The sequence below is a fragment of the Alteromonas sp. 38 genome, assembly GCF_902506055.1.
GTDB classification, from domain to species: Bacteria; Pseudomonadota; Gammaproteobacteria; order Enterobacterales; family Alteromonadaceae; genus Alteromonas; species Alteromonas lipotrueae.
The window spans coordinates 2448551-2472457 of record NZ_LR733300.1 but is presented as its reverse complement, the minus strand read 5'-3'; the positions used below and the strand labels follow the sequence as shown (position 1 = coordinate 2472457).

Annotated in this window: 22 protein-coding genes; 10 read left to right on the top strand and 12 right to left on the bottom strand. The window is 43.6% G+C overall.

All coding sequences use genetic code 11. The annotated features are described in order from the left end of the window. The first annotated feature begins 43 nt into the window (after nt 1-43). The 3 genes from FLAVO9R_RS10675 to fusA all read left to right on the top strand — a co-directional run bounded on the left by FLAVO9R_RS10675 (nt 44) and on the right by fusA (nt 3866). Nucleotides 44-499, top strand: a complete 456-nt coding sequence (locus FLAVO9R_RS10675) for a DUF423 domain-containing protein (RefSeq protein ID WP_309475333.1) — start codon at nt 44-46, stop codon at nt 497-499. After that, complete coding sequence (gene rlmM / locus FLAVO9R_RS10670; RefSeq protein WP_159531147.1) at nt 492-1586, top strand: 23S rRNA (cytidine(2498)-2'-O)-methyltransferase RlmM; 1095 nt, start codon at nt 492-494, stop codon at nt 1584-1586. Before FLAVO9R_RS10675 ends, rlmM begins: the two co-directional genes overlap by 8 nt. Nucleotides 1587-1781: 195 nt before the next feature. Next, nucleotides 1782-3866 carry an elongation factor G gene (gene fusA, locus FLAVO9R_RS10665; RefSeq protein ID WP_126873886.1) on the top strand — a complete coding sequence of 695 codons (2085 nt, stop codon included), beginning with the start codon at nt 1782-1784 and terminating at the stop codon, nt 3864-3866. Between the two features lie 99 nt (nt 3867-3965). Here the strand turns inward: fusA and cynS are convergent, their stop codons facing one another. From cynS to FLAVO9R_RS10635, 6 genes are all read right to left on the bottom strand, one after another. Next, entirely contained in the window at nt 3966-4415 is a 450-nt protein-coding gene (gene cynS, locus FLAVO9R_RS10660) for a cyanase (RefSeq protein ID WP_013784675.1), read from the bottom strand. A gap of 40 nt (nt 4416-4455) precedes the next feature. Continuing rightward, the gene (locus FLAVO9R_RS10655; protein ID WP_159531145.1) at nt 4456-6249 is read right to left on the bottom strand and encodes a bifunctional protein-serine/threonine kinase/phosphatase; all 1794 of its coding nucleotides are present in this window, start codon (nt 6247-6249) and stop codon (nt 4456-4458) included. 44 nt (nt 6250-6293) lie between these two features. Further along, nucleotides 6294-7142: a formate/nitrite transporter family protein gene (locus tag FLAVO9R_RS10650; RefSeq protein ID WP_159531143.1), complete on the bottom strand. Its 849-nt coding sequence runs from the start codon at nt 7140-7142 to the stop codon at nt 6294-6296. A gap of 428 nt (nt 7143-7570) precedes the next feature. Then, nucleotides 7571-9619 carry a transglutaminase family protein gene (locus FLAVO9R_RS10645; RefSeq protein WP_159531141.1) on the bottom strand — a complete coding sequence of 683 codons (2049 nt, stop codon included), beginning with the start codon at nt 9617-9619 and terminating at the stop codon, nt 7571-7573. Next, a complete protein-coding gene (locus FLAVO9R_RS10640; protein ID WP_159531139.1) occupies nt 9616-10677 on the bottom strand; it encodes a DUF58 domain-containing protein in 1062 nt (353 codons plus the stop codon). Before FLAVO9R_RS10640 ends, FLAVO9R_RS10645 begins: the two co-directional genes overlap by 4 nt. 3 nt (nt 10678-10680) lie before the next feature. Then, complete coding sequence (locus FLAVO9R_RS10635) at nt 10681-11592, bottom strand: AAA family ATPase (protein WP_159531137.1); 912 nt, start codon at nt 11590-11592, stop codon at nt 10681-10683. Between the two features lie 218 nt (nt 11593-11810). On the opposite strand from FLAVO9R_RS10635, the gene seqA reads away from it, so the two are divergent. From seqA to FLAVO9R_RS10600, 7 genes are all read left to right on the top strand, one after another. Beyond that, entirely contained in the window at nt 11811-12548 is a 738-nt protein-coding gene (gene seqA, locus FLAVO9R_RS10630; protein ID WP_159531135.1) for a replication initiation negative regulator SeqA, read from the top strand. A gap of 27 nt (nt 12549-12575) precedes the next feature. After that, nucleotides 12576-14225, top strand: a complete 1650-nt coding sequence (pgm, locus tag FLAVO9R_RS10625) for a phosphoglucomutase (alpha-D-glucose-1,6-bisphosphate-dependent) (RefSeq protein ID WP_159531133.1) — start codon at nt 12576-12578, stop codon at nt 14223-14225. 217 nt (nt 14226-14442) lie between these two features. Next, nucleotides 14443-16920 (top strand): glycogen/starch/alpha-glucan phosphorylase, encoded by a 2478-nt coding sequence (locus FLAVO9R_RS10620; protein WP_159531131.1) that lies wholly within the window; start codon nt 14443-14445, stop codon nt 16918-16920. 252 nt (nt 16921-17172) lie between these two features. Further along, nucleotides 17173-18474 (top strand): putative bifunctional diguanylate cyclase/phosphodiesterase, encoded by a 1302-nt coding sequence (locus FLAVO9R_RS10615; RefSeq protein ID WP_159531129.1) that lies wholly within the window; start codon nt 17173-17175, stop codon nt 18472-18474. Between the two features lie 91 nt (nt 18475-18565). After that, a complete protein-coding gene (gene astE / locus FLAVO9R_RS10610) occupies nt 18566-19603 on the top strand; it encodes a succinylglutamate desuccinylase (RefSeq protein ID WP_159531127.1) in 1038 nt (345 codons plus the stop codon). Beyond that, a complete protein-coding gene (locus FLAVO9R_RS10605) occupies nt 19596-19997 on the top strand; it encodes an HIT domain-containing protein (protein WP_159531125.1) in 402 nt (133 codons plus the stop codon). The genes astE and FLAVO9R_RS10605 overlap by 8 nt, the downstream gene beginning before the upstream one ends. 115 nt (nt 19998-20112) lie before the next feature. After that, nucleotides 20113-20439, top strand: coding sequence for a heavy metal-binding domain-containing protein (locus FLAVO9R_RS10600; RefSeq protein ID WP_013784663.1), 327 nt, complete (start codon nt 20113-20115; stop codon nt 20437-20439). An 81-nt stretch (nt 20440-20520) separates the two neighbouring features. Here FLAVO9R_RS10600 and FLAVO9R_RS10595 read toward each other — a convergent pair whose 3' ends face one another. The 6 genes from FLAVO9R_RS10595 to FLAVO9R_RS10570 all read right to left on the bottom strand — a co-directional run bounded on the left by FLAVO9R_RS10595 (nt 20521) and on the right by FLAVO9R_RS10570 (nt 23855). Next, the gene (locus tag FLAVO9R_RS10595; RefSeq protein WP_159531123.1) at nt 20521-20688 is read right to left on the bottom strand and encodes a DUF2897 family protein; all 168 of its coding nucleotides are present in this window, start codon (nt 20686-20688) and stop codon (nt 20521-20523) included. A 35-nt stretch (nt 20689-20723) separates the two neighbouring features. Then, nucleotides 20724-21407 (bottom strand): M15 family metallopeptidase, encoded by a 684-nt coding sequence (locus FLAVO9R_RS10590; protein ID WP_159531121.1) that lies wholly within the window; start codon nt 21405-21407, stop codon nt 20724-20726. Beyond that, a complete protein-coding gene (gene dapE, locus FLAVO9R_RS10585; protein ID WP_159531119.1) occupies nt 21404-22537 on the bottom strand; it encodes a succinyl-diaminopimelate desuccinylase in 1134 nt (377 codons plus the stop codon). The genes FLAVO9R_RS10590 and dapE overlap by 4 nt, the downstream gene beginning before the upstream one ends. Then, nucleotides 22531-22878: an ArsC family reductase gene (locus FLAVO9R_RS10580; protein ID WP_159531117.1), complete on the bottom strand. Its 348-nt coding sequence runs from the start codon at nt 22876-22878 to the stop codon at nt 22531-22533. The genes dapE and FLAVO9R_RS10580 overlap by 7 nt, the downstream gene beginning before the upstream one ends. 84 nt (nt 22879-22962) lie before the next feature. Next, nucleotides 22963-23466: a PTS sugar transporter subunit IIA gene (locus FLAVO9R_RS10575; protein WP_159531115.1), complete on the bottom strand. Its 504-nt coding sequence runs from the start codon at nt 23464-23466 to the stop codon at nt 22963-22965. Next, nucleotides 23466-23855: an ACT domain-containing protein gene (locus FLAVO9R_RS10570; protein ID WP_159531113.1), complete on the bottom strand. Its 390-nt coding sequence runs from the start codon at nt 23853-23855 to the stop codon at nt 23466-23468. Before FLAVO9R_RS10570 ends, FLAVO9R_RS10575 begins: the two co-directional genes overlap by 1 nt. Nucleotides 23856-23907 lie beyond the last annotated feature (52 nt).

Here is a 23907-nt window from a genome sequence, read left to right as displayed (position 1 = left end):
TAATCTTCGGTTTAACTCACACTCAATGTCATGGGCAGGTGCTTTGAATAAGGCAATAAATAACACAGGGTCTGTTGATCAGAGCCTAAGTAATAAGCAAGGCCTAAACAAACTCTGGCTGTGTGCTGGCATTCTTTTGGCGGCTACCGCAGTAATGCTAGGCGCTTTCGGTGCACATGGCTTAAAGGCGATATTAGCACCATCGGCACTGACTACATTTGAAATTGGGGTTCGCTACCAGATGTATCATGGTTTAGCCATTGTGGCGCTTCCCGCTTTGTCGGCATACATTCCACCTAAATGGCTTAACGCGGTAGCGGCACTTTTTGTGATTGGCTGTGCGTTGTTCAGTGGCAGTTTATACTTATTAGCAGTAACCGGTAACGGGTTATTTGGCCCTATTACGCCTTTGGGCGGCCTATGTTTAATTATCGGGTGGATGGCATTGGCTATCGCAGTCGTTAAGGGAAAGACCAGTAAGGGAAAATCTAATGACTAGTATTTTAGCTTATTGTCGCCCTGGCTATGAAAACGACACGGCCAATGAACTGGCTACCCGTTACGGTGAAAAAGAACTCTTTGGCTACCCGGTATCAAAGTCGAACACGGGCTTTGTGCATTATAACTTGTACGATAATACGAGCCTAGGTAATGCATTGGCATTGTTCGCGGTAAGCGAGTCTATATTTCCCCGCCAATTAATAGGTGTGTTCGCTACGCTTAATGATATTGAAAAAGACGATAGAGTAGGGCAAGTACTCGATGCGCTAGAAGATGTGTCCTTAGAAGCATTTACCGGTGCTCATGGTGTATTCGGTGCCATCGATGTTGAATACCCAGATACGGAAGACGGCAAAACCCTAGCGAAATTTTGTAGGAAGTTTACCGTTCCTCTTCGTCAGGCATTAAGAAAGAAGGGCTGGCTATCACCAAAGGAAAACGAGGTTAAACCTAAATTGCATGTTTTCTTCGAGTCTTTTGAAACTTGCTATATAGGCTATAGTCTTGCTGGATATCGCTCTAATGACCATTTAGGCATTTGCCGATTAAAATTTCCGTCCGATTCACCAAGTCGCTCAACCCTCAAGTTGGAAGATGCCTTGGTGAACATGTTAAGTGCTAACGAGCAACGTGAAGTACTTCGCGCTGGCGGTAGAGCAGTAGACTTGGGTGCATGCCCTGGTGGATGGACTTATCAACTAGTTAAACGTGAAATGTACGTTGAAGCGATTGATAATGGAGCAATTGCTGACAGCTTAATGAGCACAGGGCTTGTTGAACACCATGCTGCAGACGGGTTTACTTACAGACCACAATTTGGTCGTGTAGATTTACTAGTGTGTGATATGATAGAGCAACCCGATCGGGTAGCAAAGCTGATGGGTGACTGGTTGGTAAAACATTGGGCCACTCATGCGGTGTTTAATTTAAAGCTACCCATGAAACGACGATATGAAACCGTAATAGAGGCCATGTCGACGTTAATGACCAGATTGAATGCGTTAGACGATGCATTCACTGTCAAGGTTAGACATCTCTATCATGACAGAGATGAAGTTACAGTAACGATTGTACGCACTTCGTGAAACGAGGTGTGTTTTTGTTACTTTTAAAAAAAATATCTTAAATGCTTATATTATTGATATTTAAATAAAAAATTTATGGTGGCTCGGTTTTTCACAAACGTTTTCAGAGTTTGTGCTAAATAAAGGTGTATCTCTTGTACAGAAATCCTTTATAATCCGGCCGTTTTTTTACTCTGAATCAATGAAAGTGAACTAATGTCAGACTTATCCCTTTACAGAAACATTGGTATTTTCGCCCACGTAGACGCGGGTAAAACTACCACTACAGAACGTATTTTGAAGCTTACTGGTAAAATCCATAAAACCGGTGAAGTACACGACGGTGAGTCAACTACTGACTTCATGGAACAGGAAGCTGAGCGTGGTATTACTATCCAGTCGGCAGCAGTAAGCTGTTTCTGGAAAGATCACCGCTTCAACGTTATCGATACTCCAGGACACGTTGACTTCACAGTTGAAGTTTACCGTTCACTAAAAGTATTAGACGGCGGTATCGGTGTATTCTGTGGTTCTGGTGGTGTTGAACCGCAATCAGAAACTAACTGGCGTTATGCTAACGAATCAGAAGTTGCACGTATTATATTCGTAAATAAATTAGACCGTATGGGTGCTGATTTTTACCGTGTAACTGAGCAAGTACGTAAAGTACTTGGTGCTGTACCACTAGTTATGACGTTACCAATTGGTATCGAAGATGACTTCGTAGGTGTAGTAGACGTATTGACTAAACAAGCATACGTTTGGGATGACACTGGTCTTCCTGAAAACTACGAAATTAAAGACGTTCCTGCAGACATGGTAGACAAAGTTGATGAATACCATGAAATGCTTATCGAAACTGCTGTAGAGCAAGACGATGACCTAATGGAAGCGTACATGGAAGGTGAAACTCCTTCGGTTGAAGACATCAAGCGTTGTATCCGTAAAGGTACACGTGACCTTGCTTTCTTCCCTACGTTCTGTGGTTCTGCATTCAAAAACAAAGGTGTTCAATTAGTACTTGACGCCGTTGTTGACTACTTACCCTCTCCTACAGAAGTTGATCCTCAGCCTCTTATGGATGAAGAAGGTAACGAAAATGGCGAACATGCAATCGTATCTGCTGATGAAACGTTTAAAGCGTTAGCATTTAAGATCATGGATGACCGTTTCGGTGCACTAACATTCGTACGTATTTACTCTGGTAAATTGAACAAGGGTGACACCATCCTTAACGCATTTACGGGTAAAACTGAGCGTGTTGGCCGTATGGTTGAGATGCAAGCTGACGAACGTATTGAGTTATCTAGCGCACAAGCGGGTGACATCATTGCTATCGTAGGCATGAAGAACGTACAAACTGGTCACACACTTTGTGATCCGAAAGATCCAGTAACACTAGAGCCAATGGTTTTCCCAACGCCAGTAATCTCGATTGCTGTTCAGCCTAAAGATAAAGGCGGAAACGAGAAAATGGGTATCGCTATCGGTAAAATGATTGCAGAAGATCCTTCGTTCCAAGTTGAAACTGATGAAGATTCAGGCGAAACCATCCTTAAAGGTATGGGTGAGCTTCACTTAGACATCAAAGTAGATATTCTTAAGCGTACTTACGGTGTAGACCTTATTGTTGGTCAACCTCAAGTTGCTTACCGTGAAACTATCACTCAAGAAATTGAAGATAGCTACACGCATAAGAAGCAATCTGGTGGTTCTGGTCAGTTCGGTAAAATCGACTACCGCATCAAGCCTGGCGAAGCGGGTTCTGGCTTTACGTTCACATCATCTGTTGTTGGTGGTAACGTACCGAAAGAATTCTGGCCTGCAGTTGAGAAAGGCTTTAAGTCAATGATGGGCGAAGGTGTTCTAGCTGGCTTCCCAGTACTAGACGTTGAAGTAGAACTTTTTGACGGTGGCTTCCACGCAGTGGATTCATCAGCAATCGCGTTCGAAATCGCTGCTAAAGGCGCTTTCCGCCAATCTATTCCTAAAGCGGGTGCACAACTTCTTGAGCCAATCATGAAAGTTGACGTATTTACGCCAGAAGATCACGTTGGTGACGTAATCGGTGACCTTAACCGTCGTCGTGGTATGCTAAGCGACCAAGAAGCTGGTTTAACTGGCGTTCGCATTAAAGCAGACGTTCCGTTATCAGAAATGTTCGGTTACATCGGTTCACTACGTACAATGACATCTGGTCGTGGTCAGTTCTCTATGGAGTTCTCACACTACGCAGCTTGTCCACAAAACGTAGCTGACAAAGTAATGGAAGAAGCTAAAGCACGTAAAGCAGCTAAGTAATTAGCTACTAACTAGGTAAGCATTCATGCTTACCTTAGTGTTAAGCATATAAAAGCCCGTCTGGTATACCAGACGGGCTTTTTTGTTGCTAAATGCTAATTAATACATTTTGTAGGGTAAGAACTTTCCAGACATCACCACACTGACGCGGTCACCTTTAGGGTCGTTCTCGCGCTGCAAATCCATCGAGAAATCGATAGCGCTCATTATGCCGTCACCAAATTCTTCATGAATAAGTTCTTTTAGGGTTGTACCGTAAACACTGACTAATTCGTACCAGCGATAGATAAGCGGATCGGTAGGCACTTCGGTCGGCAACGAACCTTTATAAGGCGCAATTTGTAACCAAGCAATGGCTTCATCACTCAGTTCTAGCATTTCGCCAACGGCCGTCGCTTGTTCCTTTGTCATCGCCATTTGCCCTAAACACGCGGCGGTACTCCATTCTTTTGATTGTCCTACCGCTTGGGCAATCTCACTCCATTTAATGCCTTTAGAAATTTTTGAAGACTGGATCATGTCGGTGACTTGAGTTCGATTGGTAATCATTGCATTTCCTTTTTTGAGTGATACGGGTTATTGATAAAAGTTAGTTGTTGCCATAAAGCAGTATGAATGTAATTACATTACTAATAACTAACAGCAGGGACAGTCCCTGCCAGAATTTAAGTGGGTGACGTTGTATTAATGGCGCGGTCACGCGGTTAAGAAAAGCGGGGCTAGGGTGTCGAAGGTGATAGATAAACTCAGATAAGCTAGCAAAACGCTTTTCAGGATTAGGCTGTAATGCTCGTTTCAGCGTGGCATCTATCCATGCTGGAATAGGCCGTCTATCATCAAGCACCGATTGGTATTTGAGTTTGTGCTGCGCCGCAACGGTGCGGGTTTTGGCTACTTGTGTGCCATAAGGAAAGCGGTCGCTGAGTAAGTAATAGGTGAGTACGGCAAGAGAATAGAGGTCGGATTGATCACAGCCGCTATCGCCTAAGAAGTATTCTGGAGCAACATAAGCTGCGGTGCCCATAATATCACTCTCGTGTTCAAACAATGCGTCACTAATGCCAGCAACACGGGCCGAACCTAAATCTATTATTTTGCAGTTGCCTGAAGCTTCAATCATAATATTTTCAGGGCGAATGTCTTGATGGAGAAGCCCTTCTCGGTGCATGGCCATTAAGCCTTGCGCTACCTGCTCAATAATACTTCGTACTTTTTCAACATCTGGCTTAGGGTTATCGGTGAGCCACTGGGTTAAATTCTGCCCTTCAATATATTCGCTAATGGTATACATACATGAAGGTGGCTGAATACGAGTAGGTACGTTTATTACGTGGTTAGATTTAATTCGTCTTGCCAGCCATTCTTCTAATGCAAAGTGCTCAAGGTAGTGGCTGTCTTGTGCCAGTTCAGTAGACGGTATTTTAATAACGATATGTGTTTTGGTATTTTCATCCCACGCTAGGAAAACATGACTTCTAGCCGATTGATATAGCTGTCGTTCAATGCGGTAGCCATCTATTGTCTCCCCCACATTCAACTGCTTGATAATGGGAACTGACGTTTCATCAACAGCATATTCCGGTGTTAAAAACTTACCATCGCCTACGCACTCTACCGTTATTAACTGGCAAGAGACATTATCATCGCTGTCGTTTTCACGCGCTATGTCTACAAGGCGTTGCGCAAGAGGCGTAGCATTTTTATTATCAATAGAGGTGTTATGTATACCAACGTCACTTTCAGAGACGTTAACCGTCGATATAAGTGAAGCAAGCGTAGGGGAAGAAACGTATTCATAAACACCATCTGTCATTAGAATAATAATATCGCCTGCTTTTAGCGGTACCGCGAGGTAATCGATGTCGACATTAGCATGCACGCCCAGTGCGTTAGCGAGATAAGATTCATGCTGTGAGTGGTTGACTCGATGAGACTGGGTAAGGACTTGTACCCTATCATCAGAATACAAACAGACTCTAGCATCACCCACATGGAATATATGTGCCGTATCGCCTTTAACGATAACCGCAGAAAAAGTGCATACGTAGCCCTTATCAGGGGTATAGCAAAAAGGGCTTTGCTGGGTTTTGGTATATAAAGAGGCATTAATACTTTGTATAACGGTTTTAGCGCTTGTTTCAACACTCCAGGTTTCGGGGGTACAAAAGTATTGTTTTATGAAGTCTTTAATCGCCAAATCACTGGCTATTTGGCTAACAGTACTACTGCTTATACCATCGGCAATTGCAAAGGCGGCGCCTTTTAATGTTAAAGCTGGGCTGTTACTAGCTGGAATAAAGGCATCGCAAGCGTCTTGATTTATAGGCTTAACGCCGGCGCTGCTAAACTCGCTATAGTGAAGTGATAAAGATTGAATCTGCATATTGAAAAAGCCCGATACAGAGGAAACGTATCGGGCTTGCTAAATTATACTGTAGCGGCTTTAGCTGGTGCATTTTCAGCAACAGCAATTTTACGCTTGGGTGCAGTTTTAACGTGTGTGCTGTAAATCGTTAAACCAGTAAACGCTAAACCACCAACAAGGTTACCTAGGGCTGTTGGAATTTCATTCCACACGAAATAATCCATGATAGAGAACTCACCACCCATGATAAGACCAAACGGGAATAAGAACATGTTTACAACAGAGTGCTCGAAACCCATGAAAAAGAACAGCATGATAGGCATCCACATGGCCAATACTTTACCGCTCACGTGGGTTGAAATCATCGCGCCAACCACACCCAGTGATACCATCCAATTACACAGCATGCCGCGAATAAAAATAGTAAACCAACCTGCAGTACCATGTTCTGCGTAACCTAATGTTCTTGCCTCACCAATGCTAGCTACTTTAGCAGCAATAGCGCCACCATCTACGTTGTAACCCATGGTGAAAATGAAAGACATCATAAAGGCAACAGTAAGTGCGCCACCAAAGTTACCTAAAAATACTAGACCCCAGTTACGTAAAATTTGTTTAGGGGTAACACCCGGTCGCTTGGCAAGCCACGCAAGCGGGGTTAATACAAATACACCTGTTAGCAGATCGAAACCCATTAAATACAGCATACAAAAACCAACAGGGAACAAAACGGCTCCCAGTAAGAATATGCCGGTTTGTACCGCAATCGTAATAGCAAATACAGCCGCTAACGCTAATATTGCGCCAGCCATAAATGCGCGTATCAGCGTATCTCGTGTAGACATGTAAATTTTAGATTCACCTGCATCTACCATTTTCGTGGCAAACTCGGCGGGAAGTAAATAAGCCATAATTAATCACCCTGATATATAAACTATTATTGAAATAACGTGCTTTTAAACCGCTTTATCTAACAAATAAATAAAAAAAAACGTCCACACCATTCCCTGTTTCCAAAGAAGGTTGTGGACGTCTTTATCCAATTCGATAGATTGTGATAGCCAGTTTATTACCTGACTCTTACTAACAGAATCTTTGCGAGATTAATGCCAATAACGTTTTGTTTTATAAAAAACCATGTAAATCAGTTTGTTATTAGGTATCTGGATTGTGTTGTTGTAGGGGAAGGTTATAAGATTTAATCCACTATGGTGCAAATCACACGCTGTTATGCACCGATTTGGTGGGTGTCTAGATAACTTCTTGTAGATAACATCTGCCTTACATTCACAAGAGTTTACAGCGCTTCTACCCCAGCAAGAAGTAAGCCCAGCAAGAACTAAGGCGCACGCGTGTTGTTTGGTAGCGTTAAGGATTTCTGCAGCTCAGAAAGGGCGCTTTTCATTATACGCTCCCGTTGCTGTCGGCTGTCGCTATTGTCGTTTTCGTCAGGCTGATAGCGTGCACGTTCGAATTCTTGAGTAATAGTATTAAACTGGCTCACGGCTTGTGCCGACATATGGGGTTTAACAAGATTAAAGTATGCCGAACTAGCCATGGTCTGTCTGTGTATCTTGGTGAAAATAGCAATTAATTCGGCGGCTTTTAGATAGATTTGTTGATATTTAGGCATTGTCGATTTTTTTCTAAGAGGGAAGAATAATACCAGCAGAAAAATACTCACTATCGCCAGTACACTCAGAAAAAAGAACGTCATTTTTTGAGAGGTCAAATCGCCAAGGAGCTTTTTTAATAAATCAGTTTGCGTTTGATTATCAAAACCTAACACAATGCGGCTCCACTGATAATCAAGTTGGCGAAACCAGCCGCGAATGGATAAAAACAACTCAGCAGAACTTAAATCGTTAAATATTCCCTCGCTACGAGTTTCGTTAAAATCGGCTAACGCTTGTTCTAACCCAAAGGTAATACGTGATGGTGCCACCACACTGGTAGGATCGTACGACACCCAAACGCCGTCTATTAACGCTTCTACCCAAGCATGGGCATCGTATTGGCGAACTTGTACTACGTTATCACTTAATAATTCGCCACCTTGATAGCCTGTCACCATTCGAGCAGGAATGCCCGCAACCCGAAGTGCAAAAACCATGGCGCTGGCATAGTGAGCACAAAACCCCGTCTTTGCTTCAAACATAAAGGTGTCGATGGGCGAGTTCGGCATAGCGTTAGGTTGTAAGGTGTAACTAAATCCGCTGGTTCTAAAGTGACGAAGAATATCATCGGCAATACTTCGCTCACTTTGGGCATTTGCTTTTAGCTGCTTTGCCCACGCTTGAGTACGTACGTTACTGTTTTCTGGGTAGTGAATATTAAGCTGATAATCAAAGTCATATATCTCACTAATAAGTGGGGTATCAGGGAAGTAAGTTAAATAGAATGCACGTTTGCCAACAATTGGACGTGCTGCCCGTAATGCATAATTAAACTGACGGCGCATCTCTGGATTGTCTAAAGCTGTGTTTTCAGCCGACACATCAAGAGTATACAACCAGCGTTGGTTACTGGGTTCTACAATCAATTGATAGTTTTCAGAAGATATCAGTGGTTGTGAGGGAGAGGAAGCCGGTGAGGGAGCCGCAACATTTCGTCCCATGGCTTTAAGTTGTGCTTCAGCTTGCTTTCGTCTTGGGCTAATTGTCCACGTTTTTCCGTCAAAGGCTTCCATTGTCATCGCGCGCCAATATCGCTGTTCGGCCAATGGTGGGCTTTGCTCAAAGGTGGCGGTGAACGCTAAATCGGACGATCTCGCCAACGAGGCAATGTCCCCTGGCGTGACCGACTCTGATAAACCCGTCTCATTCGACTTTGATGTTGGCATTTGCCACAGAGGCGGAAACTGCGGGATTACTACAAATAACAGCGCTGCCAAGGGAAATGCTTGTAGTAGTATTATCGTCGATTTACGCATAGACACTCTAAAGCTTCTAGCGGGGGCATATACCAATGATAAGGCAGTAAACAAAAGAACAATAATGGCGACGTAGCCTAACCACGCTTCTATACCTAACGCAAATATAAAACCGCACCCTACAAGAAATATGCAGGAGCAGAAAAGCTGCAAGAAATCTCTTGTTCTTGAGAGCAGCATAAGCTTGAGCGAGCAGGCGATTACTAATAGATTAATCATGCTGTTGAGCAAACCAATAGAAAGGCCGAACCACCCTAGGGCTATTAAGGCCAGTACGGCCAACAAATTGACGGTGCGACTGCTTGGGTTATATTCTTGCCACCCAAAATACAACGCGGTTTGCATAATAACCGCGCATATGGCGAGTAATACCACCCACGTTAGCAGTGGGGTAAGCAAACTGAACGTTAATACGATAAAGCAGGTGGCTAGCAGCATATTGGCTTTATTGTTCATTGAATCAGACCTTGCGCCGCGCTGATATTCGCCCCTGAAGATGAGGCTTTACCGGAAAATTTGGCCGAAGTGACAGTAAAAGGTGTATTGGGGTAAGTCGCCAGTGCCCTCAGACATTGGTGCATGTGCGTAATAGAATTATTGGGCGTAAAGGTCGTACTACCTAATTTTAAACCATAATGTATGCCTTGCGATTGCATTGACACTATTTTTTGGGTTAATGCACTTAACCCTTCTTCTAGCGGAGTGTTAGTCGGTAAGCTTAAATATACGTCTTCACCTTTTTGTTCGCTAAATTGCTTTACCACCCAATTTCCTGTTTTAGCGACCTGCTTCCACGCTACCCGGTTTAACGGCTCGCCTTCAATAAAGTCGGTAAGCGCAAAGAAGTCCTCATTACCTTGTCGCTCATCCTCTATACCTCCGGTGGTGTCTTGAGTGCTGTGAGCCATTTCACCAAGTTTCCCAACTTTAGGCTCTGGGTACACCATGACCTGCACGTCGAAATCTAGGTGAGTCCAACAATGATACAAACCGAAGGGGTAGGCGCTTTTTAAGGTAATTCGGGGAAGTTTGTGTTCGCCTCTAGCGTGAAGTAAGACAGGAATAGTCAGTCGTTGTTCTCGATTGCCAATATCAAAGGTGATAGTGCTCGTATCTTTAAGCCTCGGCAGCTGAAGCCACTGCACCTGTAACAAGCCTTCCGGTGTAGTTTTATAGTCGGAGTGTTTGACCCGATTGAGGGTGAGGTGTGCTGACGTGTTAGCAAAGATGGTTTTTGGAGGTGATACGCTAAGGGCAATAGCCGCAAAATTTTGATAGCTGTAAAACAAGGTAAGTAACATTACGCTAAGTAACAAATAGCTTAATAACAACATAAGGTTGTTTTGATAGTTTGTGCCTAATAGAAACAAGCACATACACATCACGATAAATCCCCAGCCAAAACGGCTCGGTAAAATAAACACCGAGCGCATATTCAAAGCATGTGAAGGATGTGGCGGAATACGTTTGTCTAGCCAAGCAAGCAAAGACTTGTGTAGTACTTTTTTAAACATGGATTACGCCGCCAGCGGATCGATACTATCCAGTAAATGCTGACTTAGCGAGGTGCCTGTATGTTCAGGGGTACTTGCACTAAGCCTATGCTCAGTAACGGCAACGAATATAGCTTGCACGTCATCTGGAGTAACAAACGTTCTATCGTGCATAAAAGCCCAAGCTTTAGCGGCCTGCAACAAAGCTCTGCTAGCGCGAGGTGATAATGGGGTAGGGTAGCGCCCTTCTGCGCGGCTCTCTGTAACTAGTCGCAATATATAATTAATCACATCATCACTAGCGTGCACATGGGGAACCGCGTCTTGCATAGTAATTAAGTCGATCTGCGATAAACACGAGGCTATCTGCTGCTGAACGTCGGTTGATTGCTTCAGCATGGCTTTTTCAGCTTCCCAATTGGGAAAGCCCAATGATATACGCATAAAAAAGCGGTCTAGTTGTGACTCAGGTAGCGGATAGGTGCCAGATTGATAACCAGGATTTTGGGTGCCGATAACAAAAAAGGGAGAAGGTAAAGCATGGGTGGTGCCATCAATACTCACTTGTCGCTCTTCCATCGCCTCTAACAAGGCACTTTGCGTTTTAGGGCTTGCTCGGTTTAGCTCGTCGGCTAGAACAACTTGGCTAAAAATGGGGCCATGCCTAAATTGAAATTCACCATTGTGACTTTGATAAACATTAACACCTAGCATGTCTGATGGGAGTAAATCTGACGTAAATTGAATACGCGAATATTGAAGACCGAATACGTGGGAAAGTGCGTGGGAAAGCGTGGTTTTACCCATACCAGGTAAATCTTCAATAAGGAGATGACCATGGGCTAGCAAACACGTCATCGCAAGTTTTAACTGTTCCGATTTGCCAATAATCTTCTGACTTAGCGCGTCATGCACTAATTGAATCTCTTTTCGCATGATAAAACGTGACCTTTTAATCCCCTTCTATATTGATAGTAGCAACTAAAGTGCTGAAATAGCAGTTGGCAGCCATACAAAGGTATGAGCATGGTTATTTAACACATTGAAAGCAGCATTTTATTGCTGGTTGTAACGAATTTAGGGTTAGGTTAGAAATAGTGCTGCGCTGTGCGTATCGGTTGTCTATAATGGGGCATCTTGTTAAGGAAGTAGTTATGAAAAGCATTGAAATAGATGATGATTTGTATGCCTTTATCGCCAGCCAAACAAAACATATAGGCGAGAGCGCATCAGAAATTTTACGTAGGCTTTTATTGCCTGAAGATGGTGAAATAAAGGGTGCAAGCAACGCCTCTCTACCTGATGAGTCAGTACAATCGACGAAAGTACCGGTTGCTGCTACCACTACAGCTAACGCCTCGGCGCAAAAGGCAGAAGCGAAACCAGTCACTAAACCGGTGGCCAAAGCGGCGCCTAAAGCAACCGTTGCCAAAGCGCCAGTGACGAAATCACCCGCTGCAAAGTCAACAACTGCAGCCAAAGCGCCTGTTAAAAAAGACGTAGTGGCGCCAGTGGTGACTGAAATAGAAAATCACAATAAAGATGATATTGTGAGTATGGTATCTCAAGATGCGTTATCGACCTTTACCAAACGTGTCGACCAGTTCTTATTTATTCTAAGTGCTGCGCACAAGTTAAATAGCGATACCTTTGAAAATGTTAAATCGATTATTGGTAAAAATCGTACCTATTTTGCTACAAGCAAAGAGGCGTTGTTAGAAAATGGCAGTAGTACTAATCCGAAAGCCATTCCCAATAGCCCATTCTGGGTGGTCACAAACAACAATACCGCGAAGAAAGTAAACATGCTGGAACAAGTTTTGCGTACATTAGGGTATCAGCCCGATGTCGTCGAAACGGTAGTAAGTCGATTCGCCCCAGAGGGCAAATAAACGCTTAACTTAAAATAAGGACTTTTCATGGCTTTACATCCGCAGGCTGGTAAGCCAGCTGCACCTGAACAACTGATTAATGTGGCACAACTTGTTAGCCAGTATTACAGCTACAAACCAGACGCCGCTGCCCCAACTGAAGCAGTAAGTTTTGGTACTTCAGGGCACAGAGGATCGGCGTCGAACTATACTTTTACCGATACCCATATTAGTGCAATCTGCCAAGCACTGGTTGAATATCGTGAAGCAGAAGGTATTACCGGGCCGCTATTTATAGGTAAAGACACCCATGCATTGTCTGAACCTGCCATGATCACCGCCATCGAAGTACTCAGTGCCAACGGTGTTGATGTGGTAATTCAACGAAGCGACAACGAAAGCTTAGGTTATACCCCGACGCCGGTAATTTCCCGTACTATCATTCGTTATAACCGGGAAAACGCGGCGAAGTCTGACGGGGTAGTCATAACCCCCTCACACAACCCACCCGAAGATGGTGGGTTCAAATATAACCCTCCTCATGGCGGCCCAGCTGATAGCGACGTTACGACCAAAATTCAAAATCGTGCGAACGCGCTTATTGCCGAAGGCAATAAAGACGTTAAACGCATCGATATCCGTTCCGTAAGAGCCCAGAAGTTAGTGCGCGAAGAAGATTTTATGGAACCTTATATTGATGACCTAGCTCAGGTTATTGATATGCAGGCTATCGCAAAAGCGGGCTTGAAACTCGGTACTGACCCCCTTGGCGGTGCAGGTATAGGTTATTGGTCTCGTATTGCGGATAAATATGGATTAGACATCACGGTTGTAAACCCTGCTGTCGACCCTCAGTTTGGATTCATGCGCCGCGATAAAGACGGCAAGTTACGCATGGACTGTTCAAGTGCTTTCGCCATGGCGGGCTTAATCGAATTAAAAGATGATTTTGACCTTGCATGGGGCAACGACCCAGATTTCGATCGCCACGGTATCGTATGCAAAAGTGCTGGCTTAATGAACCCCAATCATTATCTTGCGGTGGCTATTAAGTATTTGTATACCCACAGAGCACAATGGCCAGCTTCGCTAAAAATTGGCAAAACACTGGTTTCAAGCAGCATGATTGATCGCGTAGCGAATAGCTTAGACAAACCCCTTGCTGAAATGCCAGTAGGCTTCAAATGGTTTGTAGATGGTTTATCTAACAGTGAAATTGGTTTTGCAGGTGAAGAAAGTGCCGGAGGTATCTTCTTACAACGTAATGGTGAAACTTGGGCTACCGATAAAGACGGTTTTATCCTGTGTTTGTTAGCTGCTGAAATTCTTGCGGTGACTAAGAAAGATCCAGGTGAACACTATCAGGCATTAACTGAGCAATTTTCATCGCCGGTTTATAACCGTGTAGATGTGGCCGCTACCTTAGAGCAAAAGCAGAAGTTATCTGCTATGGATGCTTCGGTAGTAACCAGCGATACCCTAGCTGGTGAGCCCATTACTGCCGTGCAAACCCACGCCCCAGGTAACAATGCCGCTATTGGTGGTGTAAAGGTTTCTACAGAAAATGGTTGGTTTGCAGCACGTCCATCAGGGACTGAACAAATCTACAAAATTTATGCAGAAAGCTTTAAAGGTGAAACTCACTTACAAGAATTAATTCAAGAAGCGGAAGCCTTAGTAGGTAAAATTATCAAATAAGGTCAAAAAACAACCTTCCCAAGCTTTTTATTGTTAATGTAGTGTTAAAGGCTGGGTGAATGCATACGTTTTCATCCGGTTTTTTGTTATTTTAACAAAATTATCACAACATAATCGTTTAAGCACTGCTATATTGCTCTCATATCGTTGATTTTTTCTGTAATTAAATTACACATTGAGTGTGCCTTAGTACACATCAACCAGAGTGAGACGCAAAATGAACGCAAAAGCTGCCAAAACGCAACCCTCTTCACCGCTAGACAAGGCTGAATTTAAAGCTGCTATTGTTAAGCACCTTCACTGTACGCTAGGTACGGATGAAAATAAGGCCAACAACCACGCATGGTGGAAAGCCACCTGTGCAGCCATTCAGGCTCAGGTACTAGAAGGCCTTCGTAAAACGCAAAAAAGTCACTACTTCAATGATACTCGTGCAGTGCATTATTTTTCTGCAGAATTCCTAATGGGTCGTTTGCTATCAAATAACCTTCAAAACTTAGGCTTATTTGATGTTGCCAGTGGCGCATTAAAAGAACTCGGTGTTGAAATTACCGACATCATGGAAGAAGAGCCAGACATGGCACTAGGTAACGGCGGGTTAGGGCGCTTAGCTGCGTGCTTTATCGACTCACTTGCTACGATGGAATTGCCTGCCATTGGTTATGGTATTCATTATGAGCATGGTCTTTTCCGTCAAGAAATTAAGAGTGGTGCGCAGATAGAACGCCCTGATAGCTGGCGCGATTACGGTAACCCTTGGGAAATTTGCCGCCCAGAGTCAATTCAAGAAGTGCCTTTATTTGGTTATGTAGAAACTAAGTATGGCGAAAGCGGTCGTATTCAAAAAGAATGGCACCCTGGTTCTATTGTAAAAGGGATCCCATGGGATATTCCTGTCGTAGGCTATGAAGGCAAAACCGTAAACGTGTTGCGTTTATGGCAGTCAGATTCCTCTGATTACTTCAATTGGGATGTATTTAACGCCGGTGGTTACGTAGATGCACAGCGTGAAAACGTACAGGCAGAGACCATTTCAAAGGTACTTTATCCGAACGATGAAACTGAAGCGGGTAAAGAGCTTCGTTTAATTCAGCAGTATTTCTTCTGCTCATGTTCATTAAAAGACATCATTCGCCGTTACAAACGTGCCCATGGTGATGACTGGAGCCGCTTTGCTGATCAGGTTGTTATCCAATTAAATGATACACACCCAGCCATCGCCATCCCTGAACTTATGCGTATATTAGTTGACCGCGCAGAATTAGATTGGGATCAAGCATGGGGGATCAGCACGAAAGTATTTGCTTATACCAACCACACATTATTACCTGAAGCCCTAGAAAAGTGGCCTGCACGTATGATTGAAAAAATCCTACCGCGGCATTTGGAAATCATCTATGAAATTAACCATAGATTCATGGCTGAAGTAGATAAGAAGTGGCCAAGCGACAACCGCATTAAAGCGAAGCTTTCTATTATTGAAGAAGGCAACGAGAAGATGGTACGTATGGGCCATTTATCGGTCATTGGTTCGTTTGCTGTTAACGGCGTAGCCGAAATGCACTCTCGCTTGGTGAAGTCTGATTTGTTCCCAGAGTTTGATGCACTATGGCCTGATAAATTAACGAACGTAACGAATGGCATAACGCCGCGTCGTTGGTTAAAAGCGTGTAACCCAGAACTTTCTAAATTAATTGATAAGAAAATTGGTTCAGATTGGCCAAAAGATTTATACAAACTTGAAGCGCTAGAAAAGTACGCCGATAACAAAACGTTCCAAAAGCAATTCATGCAAGTGAAGCTTAACAACAAGCAGTTGCTGGCTGATGAAATTCGAGCATCGTTAGACATTGAAGTAGATGTAAACGCTATTTTCGATGTGCAAATTAAACGCCTTCACGAATACAAGCGTCAACACTTGAATTTGCTTCATATAATGGCTTTGTATCGTCGACTGCTTGAAAATCCTGATTACGATATGGTGCCTCGTGTATTCATTTTCGGCGCGAAAGCAGCACCGGGTTACAAGTTAGCGAAAGATATTATTTACGCCATCAATAAAGTGGCTGATAAAATCAATAATGACCCGCGTGTTAACAACAAAATTAAAGTGGTGTTCTTGCCGAACTACCGCGTGTCTCTTGCTGAGAAAATGATCCCTGCATCAGATGTTTCTGAGCAAATTAGTACCGCAGGAAAAGAGGCGTCTGGAACTGGTAACATGAAGTTGGCACTTAACGGCGCTATTACCGTAGGTACGCTTGATGGTGCTAACGTAGAGATTGCTGAAGAAGTGGGCGATGACAACATCTTTATCTTTGGCTTAACGGTTGAAGAAGTTCACGAACTGAAGGATAAAGGCTACAAGCCTTACGATTACTACTACCGCGACCCTGAAATTAAAGCCGTTCTTGATTGGCTAGAAACCGATTACTTCACGCCGGGTAAACCAGGTGCGCTAGTGTCGATTAAGCAAAGCTTGTTAGATCATGGTGATCAATACATGGTATTAGCTGATTTCCGTAGCTATTGCGATGCGCAAATCGCCATTGATGAGGCGTACCGCGACAAAGCACGTTGGGCTAAGATGGCGATTATCAATACCGCTAAAATGGGTAAGTTTACCTCAGACCGTTCAATCAAAGATTACGTAGAACGTATTTGGAAACTTTCACCGTGTAAGATCGAAAGCTAGTCTCAACGACTCTCAAAAAAAAAGCCCGGGAATGCTATGCTTTCCGGGCTTTTTGTTGTGACCTTTTTACCCGCTTAAACCAAAAATAAATTAAAAATCAATACATAGCGGAATCATAAGAGAAAAGTCTACGATATATAATTGTGTATCGATTTATATACTAATTGCGAGTTGCTCTAAGTATTAAGTCGTGTTGAACTACCGTTTGCTTATTTTTAGCACCTAGCCGCCGTTTAGTGCAAGGAAACCGTCATGAGCCAACATCATAAGTCGCTGGCTACACTTCCCAATCGATTTGCATTTATCGACACAGTGTCGAAGTGTGGTGTATTGCATCCGTCGTTATCATTAATGTTGGTAGATGTGGTCCGTTTCTCAGATGTAACCACCAGTTTAGGTATTAATATTGGTGACAGGTTTCTGCTAGAAATTGCTAACCGCATTCAATCTCTGTTTGGTGTTGATATCCGCCTTGGCAGAATAAGTGGTGATGTATTTGGTATAGCGTTTCCCGGTACGCGAAGTTCAAGCCAAATGCGCGACATGTTCGAACGGCTTGTCGAGCATTTCAAAACCCCTATGCATCACGATGGTCATGCGTTCATTGCCGATTTTAATGTAGGTGTAGTGACATCAGATAGTCAGGCGTTTGAAATTACCGCTTTTGTGTCTCGTGGTGAAGCGGCACTAAAGCAAGCGAAAGAAAATAAGTACGAAAATTTCTTCCTCTATAATATGCAAGATAAAACGGACACTGGTCGGAGTCTTGCCTTAAAAGCTGATTTGAAACGCGCCTTATCGCAAAATGAATTAGAGCTCTACTTTCAACCCAAAGTTAACTTGCAAACCCTTGAAGTTATCGGTGCTGAGTGCTTACTTCGCTGGAATCACCCGTTAGACGGCGTGTTATTTCCTGGCCCGCTTATCGAAGCGGCAGAATCCTATAATATGATGAATGAACTGGGCTATTGGACATTAGAGCAAGCGTTTAGAAGTTTAGTTGATTTTGATATCCACCGTTTATCGCTCACCTTGTCGGTTAATATATCGCCTACTCAATTGTATGATAACCACCTTATCCCTTCCTTGAAGATGCTCAGTAAGTCTTATTCCATGCCGCTTACCCGTATAGAGTTGGAATTAACAGAAGACGTTGCATTGTCCAACTCACTGATGGTGAAAAAGCAACTGGATGAATTGCGGGCCTTAGGGGTAGCTATTTCGGTGGATGACTTCGGCAAGGGCTATTCAAACCTAGCTTATATTCGAGATCTTGATTTAAGCGCGCTTAAAATAGACAAAACCTTTGTTATAGAACTCGCTAAACATCCTGTTAATCGCGCTATTATCGAGGCTGCCAAAATCATCGGTAAAGCGAAGAACTGCGATGTGATTGCCGAGGGTGTAGAAACCATTGCTCAACTGCACATTCTTCGAGAAGTGGGGGTAACCATAGGGCAGGGCTACTTGTTTTCAAAAGCCATTCCTTTAAATGACTTTATTGGTCTAGCTCAGCAAGAAATTATCGTCGGTAACTCTCCTTTACGTGCGTAAATAAAATCCCCCCAGTTTGCAAGTGGCAATACGTGCATTCGCTTGGCTGAATCGCTAAACTAGCGCTATTCAAGCTACTATTGGTTTTTGTATGCAACAACTTATCGCGCAAGGAAATTTTCTTTCTTTGTCTAGAACTCAACCAGAGTTATTTACCTCTTCGATTCAATTTACGTTAGACAATGGTACTGACGTTACTATTACTGCACCCGGAATTATCGCCTTCACGCCCGTTGCGAAAACGTCTATTAATAAGCATGTTGTGATATCTAGCGGCGTTCATGGAAATGAAACGGCCCCCATCGAAATATGCGACGAGCTGGTACAGCATATTCTTACTAACAAGCTCGAGCTTAGCCATCGCGTACTTTTTCTATTTGGCAACTTACCCGCCATGGATATTGCCGAAAGATTTGTAGAAGAAAACATGAACCGGTTGTTTAATGGTGCTCACTCCAAAGGGGAAGGGTGCAACAACAGTGAGCGCAAACGGGCTAAAGTACTGGAAGACGCGATAACAGCATTTTTCTCTGTGGCACTTCCTGGTGATGAGAAATACCACTACGATTTACATACAGCTATTCGTGAGTCTAAAAATGAAAAGTTTGCGGTATACCCGTATTTACATGGTAAAGCGCACAGCAAAAGCCAGCTTGGATTTTTAGCCGCGTGTGGTATTCAAACCATATTGCTGTCTGAGTCAGCGACCACAACGTTTAGCTACTCTTCTTCAGTGCAGCACCAAGCGCATGCCTTTACCGTCGAACTGGGTAAAGTGCAACCGTTTGGTCAAAACGACATGAGCCGGTTCGAAGCGGCGAAACAATCAATTACTGCTCTTATTTGTGAAGATGATTTTAGACCTGACGTTGATATAGACTCGTTAGATATTTATCGCGTGAATCAAGTCATTAATCGCCATCAAAACGATTTCACGTTGCATTTCGATGACGACACACCTAATTTTACCGATTATGCTAAAGGCACGGTATTGGCGACCGAAACCGGTGCTACCTATACTGCGCAGCAAGACGGCGAAGCGATAGTGTTTCCTAATGCGAATGTGGCAATAGGGCAGCGCGCTTTATTAACGGTTGTACCTACAAAGCTGGAGAAACTCAGTGTTTAAGTTAGATGCAAGGCTAGAGGCTGATACGTTCTTTATCCACGATTTACCCCTTTGTCGGGTTTTACTGATGAATGATAGTCAGTTTCCATGGCTGATATTGGTGCCTCGTGTAGATGGGGTAACTGAAATCATTGAGTTGTCAGATGTCCAACAACAACAGTTTTTAAGTGAGTCGGCACAGGTGAGCCGTTTACTGCAATCGCAATTTTCACCCGATAAATTAAACGTAGCGGCACTGGGTAATGTGGTGAGTCAGTTGCATATTCACCATGTTGCAAGGTATAAAAGTGATATCGCATGGCCAAAGCCAATTTGGGGCGCGCAAGCCGTTGTGGCTTACCCTGAAGACAAAGCGACCGAATTGGTAGACGTGCTGAAGCAGGCATTATCTTAATAGGCTAGGATAACCAGGTGCTATGTGATTAGCACTTCAACAAGATATCTAATGGTCTACTATAAGGCCAAAATAATAAACCAAATTTTTATAACTACTCAGCAAGGAGCAACCCATGATAATTTCAACTACGCCTACTTTGGAAGGCCAAAAAATTGAAGCCTACTATGGCATTGTAGTTGGCGAAGCCGTAATGGGCGCTAACATAGTAAAAGATTTATTTGCCTCTATTCGTGACATTGTAGGTGGCCGTTCTGGTTCATATGAAGAAGAGTTAACGCGGGCAAGAAAACTAGCGTTTACAGAACTTGAGCACGAGGCGCGTAGCATGGGTGCTAACGCAGTTGTGGGGATAGATCTTGACTACCAAGTTATTGGTGACAAAGGCAGTATGTTGATGGTGAGCATTAGCGGTACTGCTGTAAAAACGTCGCCGCTTTAAAAAATAGCAGGCGGGCGGGGTCAGATTTACGCCCAGATTTGAGCAATTTTAATGTGGGGCGCTTAATATAGGGCGACTGTTTTACCAGTCGTCCTCTTCATCTTCAAACCCATTTTTCTTTTGCTTATCATCGTTCTTTTTAAGCGGTGTTGGGAATTTAAATTTAGCGCTGTATTTTAACAGTGTAATATTGCCAATCACCACGCCCAATACAATAACGATAATAATGACAACCCAAAGCGTATCCATCACTGTCTCCATTAAAGCTTTTTAGTTGTGAGAGCTTACCTAACCCAACTCACGCCACGATTTAACACGTAGCGATAGTAAATTTCATCAATATGCTCAAGCACAACAGCCTTACCTTCAATGCTACTGAGTTCAACGGCAGTAGTCAGTTCAGCCAGCGAAAGCGCTTGTTCAAACTCAGTGGCAACAGCCCGATGGCTTAGGTGCCAAAGCTCACATGCTACGCCACCTTTATTTTCGCTAAATGGGCGAAAGAATCCAAAGGTGCTCATATTCGCTTCAAGCCATGTAGCTAACGAGAAACAAGGCCCACCTTTACGATATTCGCTATCAACCAACGAAAACTTACCGCCCCATTGTTCAACCGCGTGCTTGTCATAAACATCAAAGTCACTTCCCCAATGGTGTCGACTACCGCCAGGTAACGCTGACCACATCAGTATTGCATGCAGTTTTTCTACGTCTGATAACGTATTCGGGTTTAATGTAGTGCCCTCGTTATCTAACAGCGCCGATTCGCCACGCCATTTTCTATTCCAAATAGCACACTGTTTGTCAAAGTGACGAAAGCTGCTTACTAAGCATAAATCTATACCGTCATTATGGGCGGCTTTTTGCATATTAACAAAAGCGGCTAGCACGTTAGCATGCAGGAAGTGTCCATTTCCTGCATCAACAAGGTGAGGATTATCTTGCCCTAACCAGGTAGCGGGGTTCATGCGAGTAGATTTACCAAAATACCGTAATACATGTCGCTTAATGCCTCTAAATCACTCATTTTCACGCATTCATCTATTTTATGAATAGTGGCATTTACTGGTCCTAGCTCAATAACTTGTGCGCCAGTCGGCGCAATAAATCGCCCATCAGATGTGCCGCCTGCGGTAGATAAAATGGTGGGCTTGCCACGTACATCAGCAATTGCTTTTTCCGTAGCCGTTAACAACGGGCCTGAGTCGGTCAAAAAAGGCTGTCCGTTAAACGTCCACTTTATGTCGTAATCAAGTTCGTGTTTATCCAAGATAGTCGTAACACGCTTGATCAGTTCTTGATCTGTCACTTCGGTTGAAAACCGGAAGTTAAAGCACACATGAAGTTCCCCAGGGATCACATTGCCTGCACCGGTACCGCCATTAATATTTGAAATTTGGAAGCTGGTGGGCGGGAAAAACTCGTTACCATTATCCCAATGAGATTGTGCCAATTCAGTTAATGCTGGTGTGGCACAATGAACGGGGTTTTTTGCTAAATGGGGGTAAGCAACGTGGCCTTGAATGCCCTTAACCGTAAGGTCTCCGGTGAGCGAGCCTCGTCGACCATTTTTAACAATATCGCCCACTTCATCGGTAGAGGATGGTTCGCCAACCACACACCAGGTAATTTTTTCATTTCGCGCTTCAAGGGTATCAATGACACGAGTAGTACCATTAATAAATGGGCCTTCTTCGTCACTGGTAATAAGATACGCAATACTGCCTTTGTGATCAGGATAATCAGCCACAAATTTACGCGTTGCCACTAACATTGCGGCCAAACTGCCTTTCATGTCGGCAGCACCACGGCCATGTAGATACCCGTCTACTTCAGTAGCCGTAAAAGGCGGGGTTTTCCATGCGCTTTCTGGCCCACTAGGTACCACATCGGTGTGACCAGCAAAGCAAAAAACAGGGCCTTCGGTACCACGGCGAGACCAAAGGTTGGTGGTATCGTCAAACACCATGGTTTCGTTGTTAAACCCAAAGGTACCTAAGAAGTCTTTCATGGCTTCTTGGCAGCCTTCATCTTCTGGGGTTACCGAACGCCTGTTCATCAAGTTTTTGGCGATGTCTATTACGTTATCGTTTAACAAAATATTTCCTCATACTGCGCAGGCTTAAAGCCAATATGAAACGTACCACTATGATTTAAAATAGGGCGCTTCACCATCGCAGGGTGTTCAAGTAACAAGGCTAACGCTTTCTCGCGGGTGATATCTGTTTTATCACTGTCTTCAAGTTGGCGAAAAGTAGTACCACGTTTGTTCAACATCACTTCATAACCAAGGTTGGCTTCAGCTTCGGCAAGAAAATCAGCGTCTATGCCGTCTTTTCTATAATCGTGAAAAGTAAATTCGATGTTGTTCTCGGTAAGCCATTTCTTCGCTTTTTTAATCGTGTCGCAATTTGCGATGCCATACATTGTTGTACTCAAAAGGATACTCCCTTACAGCGTGAAGTTAGTGTAAGTGCATAATAAGCTGGTTATTATGTATTTTCAAAAAGGGTTCGAATTTGCCTATATATACAGGGTTATAAACGTGTCGCTATACGCATCAACAAATTTTTGATGCGTAGGTAGCACGCCTAATAGGGCTGTGGCATTTAGTAAGGTCATTATACAAATATTTTCCACGCCTTGTTGTTTTAGCCACGCAGAATTTACACTAAATAACATGGCGCCTGCTTTTATCTTCTCGCCTCGTTTCAACTGTGTTAAAAACTGAGCCCCATGCAACATCTGGGTGTATAAACCATATTTGATTCGACATTTAAGCCCAAAAGAAGATTTAATTTCTATTGAGTAGTCTAGGGGATCTATTTTCACTACTGTTGCATTAAACGGGGAGACCACTTTACTGGAAGCGGTAACAAGCGCCATACCCGGCCCCCATGCCCCAGCGTTTATCAAGTCATCATTTACGTGTTGCAGTAAAATACAATGGCCCGAAACTGGTGCGGCGATAGGAATGGCTTTTTTAAAATTTTCAGGAGGCTCGGTTAGTTGCTTTTCTATCAACACTACTTACCCTCAAGTACCGTATAGCCTGCATTTTTTAATGCCTTTTTTGCATCAGCAAGTTTATTATCTTTCACAAGGAAAAAGTCGGTTTCGAACGTAGATACAACAAAGATAGAGACTTTTACTGCGGCAAGTACAGCACCAATCTGCGCCATAATACCCACCATAGATAAATGCAGCGGGCCGAGCAGTTCAAGTGCTCGCCAGCCTTCGTCAGAATCGAGTGAATCAACGTCTACGTTCGACGGGATAACGATAGACAGTTCATCTTCTGTTTTGCCCAAGAAAAAAAGCGGGCTTTGAAGTACATTTGAAGGAATTGCACTGTCGCCATCTAGGCTGTGGATCGTAAATTGTTGGGGAAGTACCGCGAGTGTTTGTTTTGGCATGAATAACCGGAAAAAAAGGTTTCAATCAAAGTATCCACATTAAAACACTATC

Excerpts from the sequence above, each read along its gene's own strand:
- rlmM (WP_159531147.1), top strand. The coding sequence starts at position 492 with ATGACTAGTATTTTAGCTTATTGTCGCCCTGGCTATGAAAACGACACG.
- fusA (WP_126873886.1), top strand. The coding sequence starts at position 1,782 with ATGTCAGACTTATCCCTTTACAGAAACATTGGTATTTTCGCCCACGTA.
- cynS (WP_013784675.1), bottom strand. The coding sequence starts at position 4,415 with ATGATTACCAATCGAACTCAAGTCACCGACATGATCCAGTCTTCAAAA.
- FLAVO9R_RS10655 (WP_159531145.1), bottom strand. The coding sequence starts at position 6,249 with ATGCAGATTCAATCTTTATCACTTCACTATAGCGAGTTTAGCAGCGCC.
- FLAVO9R_RS10650 (WP_159531143.1), bottom strand. The coding sequence starts at position 7,142 with ATGGCTTATTTACTTCCCGCCGAGTTTGCCACGAAAATGGTAGATGCA.
- FLAVO9R_RS10645 (WP_159531141.1), bottom strand. The coding sequence starts at position 9,619 with ATGAACAATAAAGCCAATATGCTGCTAGCCACCTGCTTTATCGTATTA.
- FLAVO9R_RS10640 (WP_159531139.1), bottom strand. The coding sequence starts at position 10,677 with ATGTTTAAAAAAGTACTACACAAGTCTTTGCTTGCTTGGCTAGACAAA.
- FLAVO9R_RS10635 (WP_159531137.1), bottom strand. The coding sequence starts at position 11,592 with ATGCGAAAAGAGATTCAATTAGTGCATGACGCGCTAAGTCAGAAGATT.
- seqA (WP_159531135.1), top strand. The coding sequence starts at position 11,811 with ATGAAAAGCATTGAAATAGATGATGATTTGTATGCCTTTATCGCCAGC.
- pgm (WP_159531133.1), top strand. The coding sequence starts at position 12,576 with ATGGCTTTACATCCGCAGGCTGGTAAGCCAGCTGCACCTGAACAACTG.
- FLAVO9R_RS10620 (WP_159531131.1), top strand. The coding sequence starts at position 14,443 with ATGAACGCAAAAGCTGCCAAAACGCAACCCTCTTCACCGCTAGACAAG.
- FLAVO9R_RS10615 (WP_159531129.1), top strand. The coding sequence starts at position 17,173 with ATGAGCCAACATCATAAGTCGCTGGCTACACTTCCCAATCGATTTGCA.
- astE (WP_159531127.1), top strand. The coding sequence starts at position 18,566 with ATGCAACAACTTATCGCGCAAGGAAATTTTCTTTCTTTGTCTAGAACT.
- FLAVO9R_RS10600 (WP_013784663.1), top strand. The coding sequence starts at position 20,113 with ATGATAATTTCAACTACGCCTACTTTGGAAGGCCAAAAAATTGAAGCC.
- FLAVO9R_RS10595 (WP_159531123.1), bottom strand. The coding sequence starts at position 20,688 with ATGGATACGCTTTGGGTTGTCATTATTATCGTTATTGTATTGGGCGTG.
- FLAVO9R_RS10590 (WP_159531121.1), bottom strand. The coding sequence starts at position 21,407 with ATGAACCCCGCTACCTGGTTAGGGCAAGATAATCCTCACCTTGTTGAT.
- FLAVO9R_RS10570 (WP_159531113.1), bottom strand. The coding sequence starts at position 23,855 with ATGCCAAAACAAACACTCGCGGTACTTCCCCAACAATTTACGATCCAC.